The sequence below is a fragment of the Mycetohabitans sp. B3 genome, from assembly GCF_021498065.1.
In the GTDB taxonomy this organism is placed as follows: Bacteria; Pseudomonadota; Gammaproteobacteria; order Burkholderiales; family Burkholderiaceae; genus Mycetohabitans.
This window is the reverse complement of the sequence record NZ_JAHLKN010000024.1, coordinates 47,120-60,991: the sequence shown is the minus strand read 5'-3', so window position 1 is coordinate 60,991 and position 13,872 is coordinate 47,120. Positions and strand designations below refer to the sequence as shown.

Below are 13,872 nucleotides of genomic sequence, written 5' to 3'. Positions count from 1 at the left end.
AATCGTTGGATAAGCCAATGGCCGCCTGCTGGGCGGCCATTGGTAAGCTGGGACGCGCCACCACCCAGTATGAGGGTGGCGGCAACCTCACTCATACTACTGAATCTTCGCGTGCTGGCGTAGTTCGGCGTTGAATTGCTGCAGCTTTTCCTGTGTCAGTTGCTGCGCCACTTGCGTCTTGACCTGGTCCAGCGGGGGCGGCTGGATCGCCCGCGAGTCGTCGAGCCGGATAATATGCCAGCCAAACTGCGTATGGACGGGGGCCGGCGTCACTTCGCCCTTTTTCAGCTTACCCGCTGCGTCCGCGAACTCGGGAACATAGCTTTGCGGGTTCGCCCAGTCTAAATCTCCACCGTTCTTGGCCGAGCCCGGATCCTTCGAATATTGCTTCGCAAGCTCCTCGAAGCTTGCACCCGCCTTGATTTTGGCGATTAGATCCTTCGCCTGCTGCTCGTCCGGCACCAGGATGTGATGCAAGTGCAGCTCGTTACCACCGGCCTGCTTGATCAACTGCTCATAGCGCGCCTTGATTTCGTCGTCGCTCGGCTTGTTGTTCTTCAGGAAATCCTCAATCAGCGCGCGGATCACGACGCTCTGGTCGGCCAGCGCAATCTGCGCCTTCACGTCGGGCCGGTTCGCGATGCCGCGCCGCAGCGCTTCCTTCATCAGCAACTCGCGATTGACCAGTTCCTCGCGGACCATCACCTGCAGCTGCGGCGAGTCCTGTTGCCCTTGGCGCGTCAGCTCCTTGACCAGCGCGTCGGCGTGCGCCTTCGGTATTGGTGTGCCATTAACTACGGCAATGTTCTGGGCAAATGCGGGTGCCGCTACGCAACCTGCGAGCGCTGCCCACAAGCGGGCTTTTCTCAAGATCATCAGAACGTCCTAACGGGGAGACGAATGGAATTCTTCTGGCGTGTATGCATTGATCGACAGCGCGTGGATACCGCGCTGCATCGCATCAGAGAGCGCATCATACACTAGCCGGTGCCGCGCCACCCGGGTATGGCCGTCGAACGCGGCCGAAACGACGGTCACTGTATAGTGACCGCCGGCAACCGCGCCGGCGTGTCCGGCATGTTGTGCGCTGTCGTCGCGGATCTCCAGTGTAAGCGGCGACAGGGCGGCGCCTAGGCGCGCGCGGATCAGCGCGATGCGCTGCTCGGCCGAGGCGGTCAAGAATACATCGGTCATCAGCTTATTCTTCCTTCATGTGCCGGGCGAGCCACAGACTCTGCGCGACGATGAACACGAGCATCGCGCCAGTCGTGCCAAACAGCTTGAAGTCGACCCAGGTATCGGTCGAGAACCGGTACGCGACAAACAAGTTGGCGGTGCCCAGTGCCGCGAAGAACAGCGCCCAGGCGACGTTGAGTTGGTCCCAGATCGGCGAGGGCAGTTTGATTTGCGCGCTCACTGCTTTCTGAATCAGATTCTTGCGCAGCACAAATTGCGAAAACAGCATCGCCAGCGAAAATGCCCAGTACAGCACGGTCGGTTTCCACTTGATAAACGTGTCGTTATGCAGCACCAGGGTCGCGCCGCCAAATACGACAACGATCGCCAGGCTCACCCACAGCATCGGATCGACGCGCCGATGGCGAAACGCCGACCACGTGACCTGCACTAGCACGGCGGCGATCGCCACGCCGGTTGCGACATAGATGTTCCAAACTTTGAATGCAACGAAAAAAAGCGCGATGGGCAGCAGGTCAAACAGGAGTTTCATGGTGGCGGGATCTGGCAAACGGGCATCGGTTTAGCTGGGATCGAATTGTAACGCAGCCGAGTTGATGCAATAGCGCAACCCGGTCGGCGCGGGGCCATCGTTGAACACGTGCCCGAGGTGCGCGTCGCACACGTTGCAGCGCACCTCGATGCGCAGCATGCCATGCGAGCGGTCCGTCTTCTCGATAATGACCTCGCCATGGATTGGCTTGAAGTAGCTGGGCCAGCCGCAGCCTGCATCGAACTTCGTCGACGATTCGAACAGCGGCGTGCCACAGCAAACGCAATGATAGACGCCGCGTTCCCAGTGATCCCAGTACGCGCCGGTAAACGGGCGCTCGGTCGCCGCGCGGCGGGTGACCTCGAAAGCCATCGGCGCGAGTTGCTCGCGCCACTCGGCATCGGACTTGCGCACCGTATGTTGTGCCGCCGCCGCGAGCGGCTCGCCTGCCGCCGCGCTACACGAGACCGGGTGCGCCGGGTCTGTCGGACCGGAAGGGTTGCGGATATCAGCCATGATGGAATGCCTCCTGCTAATGAACGAGTGTGGACACACTTGTTGGCGACGACCATGCGAATCGTGCCGCCGTCACCCGTGCGGCTGCCGTAGCGATGGTCGTGTGCATCACACGGCAGCCGCTCAGGACGAACAACTCACCGAAAGCGACGCGGCCCAATCCGGCGGCAGGGCCGCGTAGGCTTCATACTCGAGTTGCTCGTCGAACGGGTGCGACAAGACCTGCAATAGCCGCGCAATTTCGGTGAAATCCTTTTCGTTCGCTGCGCGGACCGCCTGTTCAGCCAAATGGTTGCGTAGAACGTATTTCGGATTGACGCGGTTCATCGCCGCGCGACGCGTCGCATCGTCTGCGGGCTCGGTTTTCAGCCGCTGTCGATAAGCGGCTGCCCATGCATCGAACGCAGCACGATCGACGAACAAGTCCCGCACGGGTGCGTCACCGGAAGCATCGTGCCGGCGCACACCGGCCATGCGCCGAAAGGTCAATGTGAAGTCGGCGTGATTCGCGTGCATAAGCGCCAACAGACGATTAATCAATGCGACATCGTCCGGTTCGGCCGTGGTCAGTCCAAGTTTGGCACGGAAACGTGCCTCCAGTGCTGGGCCGAAGTGGGCTTGGTATTCCTGCAGCGCATCGCGTGCATCCACGATCGCACGCTCATCCCCGGCCGTGCCCCGGTGCGCGCCGATCAGTGGCAAGAGCGCCTGCGCCAGACACATCAAATTCCAGCGGCCCACGTGCGGCTGTTGCTGGTACGCATATCGCCCAGACGTGTCGGAGTGGTTGCAGATATGGTTTGCGTCGAAGCCGTCGATGAAGCCGAACGGCCCATAGTCAATCGTTAGTCCAATGATCGACATGTTGTCCGTATTCATTACGCCATGGCAGAAACCCACGGCTTGCCAATGCGCTATCAACGCGGCCGTGCGCTCGCAGACGGCCGCCAGCAATGCGAGGTAGGGATCCTGCACATCGCGGCAGAACGGGAATGCATGCTCGATCACATGGTCTGCGAGCCGACGCAACGCTTCCACTTGCCCAGTCGAATAGAAGTGCTCGAAATGGCCAAACCGAATGAATGTGGGCGCGACACGCGTCGTGACTGCCGCCGTTTCCACCGTCTCGCGATAGACTGGTGCGTCTGAGCCGATCACACACAACGCGCGCGTGGTCGGAACGCCGAGAAAGTGCATCGCCTCCGAGCACAGGAATTCGCGGATCGAAGAGCGCAGCACCGCCCGACCATCGCCCATGCGTGAGTAGGGGGTCCGGCCACCGCCCTTAATCTGTATTTCCTGGGGCTGTCCGCGATGCTCGGTCTCGCCGAGCGTCAACGCGCGTCCGTCGCCGAGTTGGCCGGCCCAGACGCCGAACTGGTGGCCGGAATACACGCTGGCGAAGGGCAACGCCGCGTGCTCCAGGTATCGCGTCAGATTACCGCAGAAGTAGTCAGCGAATGCGGGGTCGGTCAGTGCTGCGGCACTCAGGCCGAGTTCATGCGCGAGGTCGGTGGAAACAGCGACCACATACGGATCGGGCAACGGCGCGGCGCTTTGCCGCGTGAGGAACTGCGTGCCAAGCTGGGAGAACGCGCCGGGCCGATTCGGATCGATTGCGCCCGCGAATGCCGGCTGTTTGTGAACAACGGTGTCACTTTGGGAAAACGCCATGAGCGCTCCGGTGTCGTATCAGCTTCTATTGTAAATCGTCTGTCGTTGGCTTGCCGATCCTTAGCGAGCCGTGTGAGCATGGCAATGCCGTAGTCCACGATTGTACTGATGGACCGAAATGCATCAGAAGACGACACGATGCGCACCTTTACTCGCTAGATGAAGGGTAGTTAGTTCAGGTAGCGGATAATTCGTTGTGGGTCTCGTCGTTGATCGCGCATGCAGTGCGGCATTTCAGCGATGTCAAGATTGTGTTCCAACGCATCGACGGGCCGCCCATGCACGATGGCTGCCACGCGGCCGCCGCATGGCGGCATGCGACAGAATCGCCGATCAGAGGCAAAATGGCGGGCTTGCTGGTTCACCCCACGACGCGATGATCGCCGCGTCGCGATGCAATGCAAGTTCAAATTGTCGGATCAGCGGCCAAGGAGGCAGATGTGCTGAAACATATTGTCATGTGGAAATTGAAGGAGCAAGCCGAAGGTGCGGATCGCGCAACGAACGCAGTCCGACTGAAAGCGATGCTTGAAGGCTGTCGAAACATCGTGTCCGGCATGCGCCGCTTCGAGGTCGGCATCGCGACGCCGGGGCTCGAGGCGACCTATGACGTGGTGCTCGTGTCCGAGTTCGATGACAAGGCCGCGCTTGAGGCCTATGCAGTCCATCCCGAGCACGAGAAAATCAAGGCGTTTGTTGCGAGTGTACGCGACGCGCGGCAGTGCATCGACTATGAAGCCTAATACCGCGCCCGTGGCGAACGATACACCGCCGGCCGCAGTGCAAGCGCTGAGCAGTCCATTCGTCGACCATCTGGGCGTACGGCTCGTCCATGCGGCGCACGGGCACAGCGAGGTGGTGCTGCCACTCACGGCGTTGCACCTGAATACATGGGACGTCGCGCACGGCGGCGTGACGATGACGCTGCTCGACGTGGGCCTGGCACTGGCCGCGCGCTCGTTGAGTAGCGGCGCGGGCGTGGTCACCGTCGAGATGAAGACCAACTTCATGCAACCCGGACGCGGCGAACTTCGGGCCCGGGCGCGGGTGCTGCACCGCTCCGCGACAATGGCTTATTGTGAGGGTGAGGTGCATGATAGCGACGGACGCTTCGTCGCCAAGGCGCTGGGCACGTTCAAGTACCTGAGCGCATTAGCCGTAGGTCGCGAGATCACCCACCAGCGGGTGGTACCGCAACCGGCTGTGCCGGACGCCGACCCGGCGCCGACGCACGACTGACGTTCACCCCCAGGACGGAGATATGAGTGCATCGAATCAAGCAGCAGTGAATCACCAGATTTGGCTAGTGTCGCGTCCGGCCGCAGAGCCGTCGCACGACAATTTCCGGCTCGTGCAAATGCCGCTGGAGCCACTCGCGCCTGGCCAGGTTCGCGTCCGCAATCATTACCCGTCCCTCGATCCGTACATGCGCGGCCGCAGGAGCGACGCGAAATCGTATGCGCCGCCGCAGCCGTTGGAGCAAGTCATGCTCGGCGGCACGGTCGGTGAGGTCGTGGAATCGACCCATCCGCAATGGCACGTCGATGACAAGGGGCTGGCGAAGTTTGGCTGGCAGGAATATGGCACGTCAGATGGCACTGACATGGAAAAGATCGACGACACGCGCGTGCCATTGTCCGCCTATCTCGGCCCGGTCGGCATGCCGGGCGTCACCGCCTGGTACGGGCTGAACCGGATCATTGCGCCCCGGCCGGGCAGCACAGTAGTGGTCAGCGCGGCCAGTGTTGCGGTCGGCAGTGTCCTCGGCCAGTTGGCCAAGCTGAGCGGCGCGCGCGGTCGGCATCGCAGGAGGCGCAGACAAGTGCCGCTACGTCGTCGAGACGCTCGGCTTCGATGCGTGCATTGACTATAAGGCAGCCGATTGGTACCAGGACTTGCAACGCGCGACGCCGGATGGTGTCGATGGCTGCTTTGAAAACGTTGGCGGCGTGGTGTTCGACGCAACGCTTACGCGGATGAATCCATTCGGCCGCATCGCGCTATGCGGGATGATCGCGGGCTACAACGGCGAGTCCGCGCCGCTCAAGCATCCGGCGCTGATCGTCACGCAGCGGCTGTGCGTGCAGGACTTCATCGTCTCGGAGCACCTCGACGTATGGCCGCAGGCGCTGCGCGAACTTGGCGAATGGGTGGCCGCCCAATGCTTACACTATCGCGAAAGCATCGCAGAAGGCCTGGACAGTGCGGTGGATGCCTTCATCGGCTTATTCAAAGGCCGCAATTTTGGCAAGCAGCTGGTTAAGCTGGTCTAAGCGCGCGCCAGGCACGGATACGGCGTGGGCGCGCACGCAGTTGGCGTCTCATTGGCGCCTGACGCGGATCGCAGTCCGTTTGCCTCTGCGTCGGACCGCTCAAGGCGCTTGCGTCGGCAGCGGGTACGGCAGCGGTAAAAACGCCAGCGTTGGGCCGTGCGGAGAGCCGACGTGGATCGAGCCGGTATCGAGTGCGCCAAGCTTAAGCTGGACCAGGCAATCGACACCGCCTTCGGGAGCCGCAGCGGCATTGACTACCATCCCGCACGGCTGGCTAGGGTCCTCCGAATGAAACACCTCGACGCCGGCGTGCGCCTGCGCGGCGTGTGCCAGCACCGTGCGGCGCTTGATCGTGCCGCGATACTGAGAACGGGCGACCACTTCCTGCCCCGGATAGCAGCCCTTGCGGAAGTTGACGCCACCGACTAGTTCGAAATTTATCATCTGCGGCACGAACTGCTCGCTCGTCGCGGCATTCACACGCGGCTCGCCCGCGCGGATGTCAAGCCAGTCCCACAGTGCGGGATCGGCCCGTCGCGCGCGATGCGTCGCATCCAGTGCGGCAAACTTCGCGTCGACCGCGGCCCTCGGCCCGACCCATAGGAAACGTGGCGCGCCGTTCGCATCCGGCACGCGGATCAACTCCCCGCAGGCCGTATCAATCTTTACGTGTACACCGTCGGGCAACGCCTCGAAGTACTGCGATAGCGCGGCACGGGCGTCGCCGGCAAAGCCGACCACGGCGAGACCGTCGGTAGCGTTGATCAGCCGCGCCTTGGCGCGCAGCACGAACATCGACAATCGCTTTTGAAGCGGCACGGCCAGGTCTGCGGAAACCAGCATGCGCACTGCGTCGCCAGCACGCCAGACCAGCAGGGTGGCGAGCAGCCGCCCTTTGGACGAGCAGAAGCCGGCTAGCCGCACACTGCCTGCTTCTAGCGTTTGAATATCGTTGGTCAGTTGGCCGTGCAGGAAACTGGCTGCGTCGTCACCGTGCACGTCTATCACGCTGAACTGGTCGAGCACCATATAAGCGCCTCGTTCAGCGTGAAGCGCGGTAAACGCGTCGGTGTCCATGCGCGCCAGCGCGTCGGCGTCCCGACCGGCATCGCCATCACCTGGCCCAGTAGCTTTAGAGGATGTGTTCATGTTCAAGCTGCGTTGTCAATTCTGACTTTGGCTTAGGCAAGCAAGTATTATATGCTTTCTGGCTATATTGGCGATGCCCGCCAATGGCACACCCGGCAAGGCTTTCAGCCATTCCGGATTAGATGCCTTGTGCCATAGAATAGGCCGTGTGCCATAGATTGATTATCGTAGCGGTCTGACGCGCTCAGGTTTGCGGCGATAAATCCGTTCTGTAACCTTGCCGTCAGCGTGTGCTAACAAGCGGCGGGCGTGCTCTAACGTCTGTGCATCACTGGCGCACTTCGCGCGCAGATCATGTTCAGTGAATCGCTCTTTGATTTTTGTGACCCTGAGGACCTTGTTCATAAAGTTGTGCCACATCCCGTCCCATCCCCTGGCGAGTCCGTTTTCTTCGTTGTAATAGCACGCGCCCCGGCCTGTGCAGAAGAGCCACGGTGCAACATGGACCGGACGCGCGGCCTTGGCTGCGGCAACCGCAGCACGTAGCTCATCGGACCACTCAATGATTAGCTGCTTTCCGGTGGAGCTTTTGGTCTTGCCGGGTGTCACATGAATGCCATCTTCCTTGAGACTGGATTCCGTAATACGCAACAGGTCGCCGCGTCGCAGGCCGGTAAGAAGCTTAATTCGGATATACGCCTGGATCGCACGAACGCTTCCTGATTTCCGGCGCGCAGGCAGCGACAGGCACTCGATGATTTCCCAGTCTTCAATGTACCGGTCACGTGGCTTTTCGCCTTTGAGACGCACTTCGCCCTTGAACGGGTGCCGATCAAGATAGCCCCACTCAACGGCTTTCGTGTACGCGTGCGACAGCACTGCGACTTCGCGCCGGGCAGCGACTTTTGCTATCCGCTTATCGAGATATTGATAGACGTGCCTTGGTTTCAGCGATGCGAGGGGCACGTTGCCCAACACCGCGCGTAGCCGCTTCAGCGCGACAGCATTGTTTGTCTGCGTGGTGACCTTTTTTGTAGGCACGACTTGGAGCGCGTAGCGCTCAAGCAGATCGCCGATCGTTCTGGCATCGTCAATGTGCTTGATGCGTTCCGCCCATGTACGATAGGCTTCGGGTAATGTCTTGCCAAGCTGGAAAGACTGCTTACCATCCCAAGCAGCTTCGTGCCCCGTGGGTACACGGTAATAATATGCACCGTGCAAAAATCGCCAGCGCTTTGGAAGTCCCTTGTTTTCTTTGTTCCTTGGTTTAGGCATTACGCAGCGCTCCAGTTCGCATCAATATCACGGTCGTCGCGGAGCGTGACACATGCGACGCCGAGGATTTGTTCGACGTGAAGGCGCGACACGATGAGGCGTCCGTCTGCTCGAACCTTGTGTTCGATGCCCATCATGCGCAGGGTTGTTTCCTGTGCGGAACGCTTGCTGCGACCGGACAATTCGACCAGTTCGTCCTGGGTGAGAAACATGGGTCTTGGCAGGGTTTGGGGGGTGTGGATGGCATTGCTGTTTTTCATATCACGCTTTTTCTCCAACCCATGCCAGGTTTTTTATCGCCCACTGCCTTTTTTTGTTTCCTCCAGCCGGGCGAGAAGTGGTTTGTCAGATAGCGCCCGCAGACACATGCGAACGAGATAAGCACACGAATGCGCAAGAGTTTCACGCCAGGCTCTTCAATAAATTGATCATTGATAAGTTCGAATTTCTTGACAATGGTCATGCCTTCACCGTTTGGGCTGTTCATGGTGCCAATTCTCCTTGGGTAGACGGACGGTTGTTTCACCAAAGCATGAGACATCTGCGTTACGGCTTGATTTCGAGGCGTTGGCTGTATTCGATCCGACAGCCCGGCACGTCGCCCCCGTCTTTGATTGCTCGTGCGATCAACTTCTTGTCTGGCTTTGGCGGTGGAGGTGGCGGATCTGTCATGTACGCCATTGGAACCTGGCGCTCGTCATCGATGACGACCTTGGCAGGGTTCTCACGCACGGCAAGCTTGAAGTACGGGCATTCGAGCTTTTGCACGCCGCTCATTAGCATGTTTTGCAGCAGATATGCTCTGATTCGCTCTGCACGTTTCGCATAGGTTTGCGCACGCGTCTGCATTTGTTCAATCGCGGTTTGAATCTGCTCCGCCGACGCTTCGAGGTTGCGAATCACGAACGCAACGTTTTGAGCTTTGGTGATTAAATCCCCGCTGATTGATTCAAGCGTGTCTGCTACGGTTTGCTCATCGAGATCGAGTTCCACCAGCCTATCGGCCGCTTGTCGGTACTCACTGGCAATTTGGTATAAGGTCAGGTCACTCACGCCAACTCCTCAAAAGGGAATGTCGTCATCCATGCCCGACGAACTGTTGGCATCAGGTATAGGGCCGCCTGGCTGAGAAGCTTGCCCTACAACGCGCTTCAACGGACGATGGCGAAGCGCCTGGATCATCTTCGAGAGTTGCGTCGGCTCAACCTTTTTGTCGAGGATTTCTCCAGCCATCAATCCGCTTGAGGCCTCAAAAAAGGCGGCGGGCACGACTTTGGTTCCGATGCTTCCGTCCTTTTTTAGATAGTCCTCGGTTTCAAACAAAATGCCTACTTGCTTGTTCATGAGATCCTTGAACACCTCGGCGTCAAACTCCTGAACGCTGTTCGTTTCCCGGTCCCACTTCTTCACGGTGGCGTGAGAGGGAGTGATGCTTTTGATATGCAGGCACGCCATCAGCGCTTGTAACTGCTTGAAGCCGAACAGTGGTTCGCCTTGTGCTTTCATGGTCCAAAGCGTGAAATTTGCGCTCAAGCGTTCTGGTGTCTCGAATGCAAAGTCGATGCCACAGGTGCCTTTGGCGCTCGTTACATCTTCTGCGCGGGTGAATATCCCAACATACTTTCCAATGTCAGTGATACGTACGATGCGTTCATCGGCTTGACGTGCTACGTTTGTGTCTAGTGCATACATGATGTGTTTCCGTTCAGGCGGTTTCGTTCAGTTCGTAGAAGGCGGTGATGGCGTGATCGACCGCTGACAGGTCATTCGGAATGCGCTCGGATTCGAACAATCCCATCGGACTTTTAACGGTGTCGCGTCCGTTGTTACGTGTGGTGAAGGTGTATTCGCTATCGGTCACGTCGGTGCGTAGAACGATTGTGAACATCCCTTCGATCGTAATCTTCTCGTCCAACATCTTTCCGATCGTCTTGATCTTCGTGGTGCCTGACTGATCTTCTTCGGTATGGCTGAGCACATAAACGCGCACGTCATCGGGCAGCATGCCGGCAGCGCAGAGTACATCCCATGCGTGGCGGCCAATCTCGGTGAACTTGTCAAATCCCCGTTCGTCGCTGCGGCGCATGAATTCGTTGGCAAGCATGTACTGGAAGTCGTCCAGCACAATGACCTTGCGTCTGGTATGCTGCATGATCGTGATAATCTTTTGGGATTGATCCGATACGAGGATGTTGCCCGCCTTGTCCTTCGTGTGATAAGCCCATCCTGCTGCACGAAAAGGCAGCGGCTTACGGATAGTCTGGATCAAGAGGGTGTGTGCCGGGTCCATCTTGCAGAGGGAGGTGGACTTTCCGGTTCCGCTCTGACCGAGAATCAGCGTTGCGATGCTCATCTTTGACTCCTTGCGATTCGTGCCATTGAAGAAATTCTTGTAACTCTTGTTGCTGCCGGTAGTCGGGGCCGTGATCAGTGATCATGTGTTTCTCATGTCAAAGACGACAGGGTTCGGGATGCCCGTGCGTCTCCGGACGCCACAAGGAAGGGGACAGATTTGTGCTATGCTGTGTGGTATCTAGCTCGTTTTCTGACATTTCGCCATGGCCGCCATCGCCTTCGACACACTGAAATTTGCCAACCGGCTCAAGACCGCCGGCGTGCCGCCCGCGCAGGCTGAAGCGGAGGCCGAGGTGTTTGCGGATATCTTTGAAGCCAATTTCGACGCGTTGGCGACCAAGGCTGATCTGCGTGAACTCGAAATGCGCTTGGATGCCAAGGTGGACAAGGGATTCGCGGAAGTCAGGGGCGAGATTGATAAAAGATTTGCGGAATTCAGGGGCGAACTTGATAAAAGATTCGCGGAAGTCAGGGGCGAACTTGATAAAAGGTTTGCGGAAGCCAAAGGCGAAGCGTTGCTCCTTAAATGGATGCTCGGTGTGACGGTTGCTAGCACGACGTCTCTCCTAATCAGATCGTTCTTCTGAAGAAGTAACCTTTTTGCTCAAACGGCATGAGGCGCACGCTGTTACCTGTCGAGATTCACAACAATCAATACGCCTAGCGTGATTGCAAAGCATGCGAGCGCGACGGCTCTATCCGACATTCCGGACCGAAGAAGAATCCGATCCCACAGCGGCGGGGTGATGTCCTTGGCATCGTTTAGGCCGGTAAGGCGCTTGTTTTCGGTGCAAGTCCTGGTCTTGTGCATCTCAGCGCTCCGTTTCTAATTTTCCGACGTCGCAGATAGCTTCTGTTTCTGCATCCTCGCGCATCGCGTCCAGCACAATGCTCTTGACCATTGCGCCAAATTGAGCGTCGCTCATCAGCCATGTGTTGCGCAGCGCTTCACCGTGCTTCGACTGCATTGCGCTGTGCATACCGCCGACGATATCGTCATACGTCAGCCTGCTGACCTTACGTGCGAACTTCTCTTTGGCGATGGACGCAATGAGTTCGTCACGCTCCGTCTCGGCGTCCGTATGGTCGTCCATCTCGGCTTTCTCTCGGGCGTAGTAGTAATCCCGAAGCTGGTCTATATCTGCATAGAGGGTCATAGCTGCCTCCTTTACCTATTGGTAAGTTCTGCACATCGAAGGAACAGTGATCAATAAACGCTATATGGTATGCACTGCTAATCTTGTGTCGCTCGGCTTGAAACTTAGGTGCTTGTTGTGTTCAGTGAATGATGCTGTGCATACCGCTGAAAAGTCAGAATTTCCGCATAAGCGGTGGGATAAACAGCGGTTGGCTGGCTCACTCGCCTCTCCGTAAAGTAACGACGATTGAATTTTAGGCTAGGCTAAAGTTTGCGTCAAGAATTTTTTAGGTATAGCAAAAGCCCGCTCAAGGCGGGCTTGCGAGGCTTAGTTCGGGGAAGGTTTCGTTGTGCGAGGGCTGCGCCGGAACGGAATGATTTGAGCGGTCAGCGGAGGAGCCCTTATCTGACCATCCTGTCCTCCCTCATCATCTGGGCTTCGTTCCAATCGTCTATCGTATCCCGAATGAATCTTGTGATACGCGCCTTCTCGCGTACAGGAAGCGCCTCGAATTCTTCTCGATTGATACCCTCGAATGGCCATTTATCGCCGCGCCGCATAGGCAACCTGCCGAAAACAACCCACTCCGGCCGTACGTCTAGGACTTCACAAACGGTTAAAAGGTTATCCGCCCGTATGTCCTTCGCTGGGCTGATGTTTCCGGCTGCAATCCAAGCAGAGAAGGTTGGAGCCGATACCTTGGCCTTCTTTGCTGCGGCATTCGCTGACAACCCGCTCTGCCGGAGCGCTAAAGCAAGGCGTTTGTTCCAAGTTTCCATAAGGGAAGCCTAAACCCTAGCGGGTAAGGTGTACCTTGAATTTTGTTTTAAGTGCGCCTAAAATCTATCACTGGCCCCAACAACCTCGATATAGATCGGATGGACTTTCTTGCCAACGCTGTCATCGACCGCCTCGGAGGTACTAGTGCGACGGCAAAACTATGTGCGTGCACTCCACCCTCAGTGCACCAATGGCGTACCAGAGGCATTCCAAAACCCCGCCTACAATTTCTGCGTCTTGCGCGCCCGGATGTATTTGAAGCGCTTGAGAAAACTGCTACGTCCACTAACTTAGTACTTCACGCAAATTGACCTATCTGGGCGATTGACGGTGGTATGCACGAAATTATTGCGTCTTGCAACATTTCGTGACTAACTTACTGGTTGCCGTGGCCGAAAAGCGCGTGATGAAGAGAGCTCGTCGGTTCAGCCGTTCCAACCGGTTGCCGCGGTTTTTCCAGCGTCGAGCAGTGTTGAGCATATGGAACATCAGAGGAGCAAATGACCCAACTCGATCCGACCTTGGAGGATGGATTTGACGTTTCTCTCGTGGAAGCAACGTTGACAGATGAAGTGCGGCGGCTCCAGCTCGCGCTCTGTCAGTTCGGCCGCCGGCTTCAAGGCGTAAGCAAAGACATTCCCGCCGGGCACGATTTCTCGAAGCTCGTAACGAGCACGTTCGGTTTGTTGGGTTTCCAGCTCGCGTACGCGGTTGGTCAGATCTACAATCCGAGCGTCTTTCTCGATGATGGCCGCGAGTACCTCGGAGAGGCTGAGTTGTGTTTGAAGGAGTTGTTTCGTGAGTTGAGCCTTGACGGTCGCGACTACTTGTGTATCGCGAAAGTCGGTCCAAGACCTTACCAAAGTCACGATGCTGTTGAAGCTGACGAGTAAGGAATTCACGTCCATGCGAGCCTCGTTGTGTATGGGTTGGAGGGGGTAGAGACTTCGATTTTCGCACAGCGGTGGCTCGCGTCCTTTTCCATGAGCAAGTCGAAATCGTTCATGCCATACCAAAAACTTTAGTTGAAACAACGACACAA

The 13,872-nt window shown here is 57.9% G+C and carries 18 protein-coding genes and 1 pseudogene; 4 read left to right on the top strand and 15 right to left on the bottom strand.

Annotated elements, in window-relative coordinates; genetic code table 11:
• Positions 1–96 precede the first annotated feature (96 nt).
• From KQH55_RS06805 to KQH55_RS06785, 5 genes are all read right to left on the bottom strand, one after another.
• Entirely contained in the window at positions 97–876 is a 780-nt protein-coding gene (locus KQH55_RS06805; RefSeq protein ID WP_076787049.1) for a peptidylprolyl isomerase, read from the bottom strand.
• A gap of 9 nt (positions 877–885) precedes the next feature.
• Entirely contained in the window at positions 886–1,194 is a 309-nt protein-coding gene (locus KQH55_RS06800) for a BolA family transcriptional regulator (RefSeq protein WP_076787051.1), read from the bottom strand.
• Positions 1,195–1,198: 4 nt separating this feature from the next.
• Complete coding sequence (locus tag KQH55_RS06795; RefSeq protein WP_076787053.1) at positions 1,199–1,729, bottom strand: septation protein A; 531 nt, start codon at positions 1,727–1,729, stop codon at positions 1,199–1,201.
• 30 nt (positions 1,730–1,759) lie between these two features.
• The gene (gene msrB, locus KQH55_RS06790; RefSeq protein ID WP_235090470.1) at positions 1,760–2,101 is read right to left on the bottom strand and encodes a peptide-methionine (R)-S-oxide reductase MsrB; all 342 of its coding nucleotides are present in this window, start codon (positions 2,099–2,101) and stop codon (positions 1,760–1,762) included.
• Between the two features lie 267 nt (positions 2,102–2,368).
• Positions 2,369–3,919, bottom strand: coding sequence for a YdiU family protein (locus tag KQH55_RS06785; RefSeq protein ID WP_076787055.1), 1,551 nt, complete (start codon positions 3,917–3,919; stop codon positions 2,369–2,371).
• 440 nt (positions 3,920–4,359) lie between these two features.
• Here KQH55_RS06785 and KQH55_RS06780 point away from each other — a divergent pair, with 440 nt between their 5' ends.
• The 3 genes and pseudogenes from KQH55_RS06780 to KQH55_RS06770 all read left to right on the top strand — a co-directional run bounded on the left by KQH55_RS06780 (position 4,360) and on the right by KQH55_RS06770 (position 6,192).
• Positions 4,360–4,662 carry a Dabb family protein gene (locus KQH55_RS06780; RefSeq protein ID WP_076787874.1) on the top strand — a complete coding sequence of 101 codons (303 nt, stop codon included), beginning with the start codon at positions 4,360–4,362 and terminating at the stop codon, positions 4,660–4,662.
• Positions 4,652–5,158, top strand: coding sequence for a PaaI family thioesterase (locus tag KQH55_RS06775; protein ID WP_235090464.1), 507 nt, complete (start codon positions 4,652–4,654; stop codon positions 5,156–5,158). The genes KQH55_RS06780 and KQH55_RS06775 overlap by 11 nt, the downstream gene beginning before the upstream one ends.
• 22 nt (positions 5,159–5,180) lie before the next feature.
• Positions 5,181–6,192 (top strand): annotated as a pseudogene (locus KQH55_RS06770) (NADP-dependent oxidoreductase).
• A 99-nt stretch (positions 6,193–6,291) separates the two neighbouring features.
• Here the strand turns inward: KQH55_RS06770 and KQH55_RS06765 are convergent.
• The 7 genes from KQH55_RS06765 to KQH55_RS06735 form a co-directional block, all read right to left on the bottom strand.
• Complete coding sequence (locus KQH55_RS06765) at positions 6,292–7,269, bottom strand: folate-binding protein YgfZ (protein ID WP_235090469.1); 978 nt, start codon at positions 7,267–7,269, stop codon at positions 6,292–6,294.
• 234 nt (positions 7,270–7,503) lie between these two features.
• A complete protein-coding gene (locus KQH55_RS06760) occupies positions 7,504–8,556 on the bottom strand; it encodes an integrase (RefSeq protein ID WP_170872402.1) in 1,053 nt (350 codons plus the stop codon).
• Positions 8,556–8,816: a DUF4224 domain-containing protein gene (locus KQH55_RS06755; protein ID WP_235090463.1), complete on the bottom strand. Its 261-nt coding sequence runs from the start codon at positions 8,814–8,816 to the stop codon at positions 8,556–8,558. The genes KQH55_RS06760 and KQH55_RS06755 overlap by 1 nt, the downstream gene beginning before the upstream one ends.
• Positions 8,813–9,043 carry a hypothetical protein gene (locus KQH55_RS06750; protein ID WP_235090462.1) on the bottom strand — a complete coding sequence of 77 codons (231 nt, stop codon included), beginning with the start codon at positions 9,041–9,043 and terminating at the stop codon, positions 8,813–8,815. Before KQH55_RS06750 ends, KQH55_RS06755 begins: the two co-directional genes overlap by 4 nt.
• A 59-nt stretch (positions 9,044–9,102) precedes the next feature.
• Positions 9,103–9,609 (bottom strand): siphovirus Gp157 family protein, encoded by a 507-nt coding sequence (locus KQH55_RS06745; RefSeq protein WP_235090461.1) that lies wholly within the window; start codon positions 9,607–9,609, stop codon positions 9,103–9,105.
• Positions 9,610–9,618: 9 nt separating this feature from the next.
• Complete coding sequence (locus KQH55_RS06740) at positions 9,619–10,248, bottom strand: hypothetical protein (RefSeq protein WP_235090460.1); 630 nt, start codon at positions 10,246–10,248, stop codon at positions 9,619–9,621.
• Positions 10,249–10,261: 13 nt separating this feature from the next.
• Positions 10,262–10,909 carry an AAA family ATPase gene (locus tag KQH55_RS06735; RefSeq protein ID WP_235090459.1) on the bottom strand — a complete coding sequence of 216 codons (648 nt, stop codon included), beginning with the start codon at positions 10,907–10,909 and terminating at the stop codon, positions 10,262–10,264.
• 205 nt (positions 10,910–11,114) lie between these two features.
• Here KQH55_RS06735 and KQH55_RS06730 point away from each other — a divergent pair, with 205 nt between their 5' ends.
• Positions 11,115–11,498 (top strand): DUF1640 domain-containing protein, encoded by a 384-nt coding sequence (locus KQH55_RS06730; protein ID WP_076787068.1) that lies wholly within the window; start codon positions 11,115–11,117, stop codon positions 11,496–11,498.
• A 225-nt stretch (positions 11,499–11,723) separates the two neighbouring features.
• On the opposite strand, the gene KQH55_RS06725 is transcribed toward KQH55_RS06730, so the two are convergent.
• The 3 genes from KQH55_RS06725 to KQH55_RS06715 all read right to left on the bottom strand — a co-directional run bounded on the left by KQH55_RS06725 (position 11,724) and on the right by KQH55_RS06715 (position 13,738).
• Positions 11,724–12,068 (bottom strand): hypothetical protein, encoded by a 345-nt coding sequence (locus KQH55_RS06725; protein ID WP_235090458.1) that lies wholly within the window; start codon positions 12,066–12,068, stop codon positions 11,724–11,726.
• Between the two features lie 383 nt (positions 12,069–12,451).
• Complete coding sequence (locus KQH55_RS06720; protein WP_235090457.1) at positions 12,452–12,829, bottom strand: hypothetical protein; 378 nt, start codon at positions 12,827–12,829, stop codon at positions 12,452–12,454.
• 489 nt (positions 12,830–13,318) lie between these two features.
• Positions 13,319–13,738: a hypothetical protein gene (locus KQH55_RS06715; RefSeq protein ID WP_235090456.1), complete on the bottom strand. Its 420-nt coding sequence runs from the start codon at positions 13,736–13,738 to the stop codon at positions 13,319–13,321.
• Between the last annotated feature and the right edge of the window lie 134 nt (positions 13,739–13,872).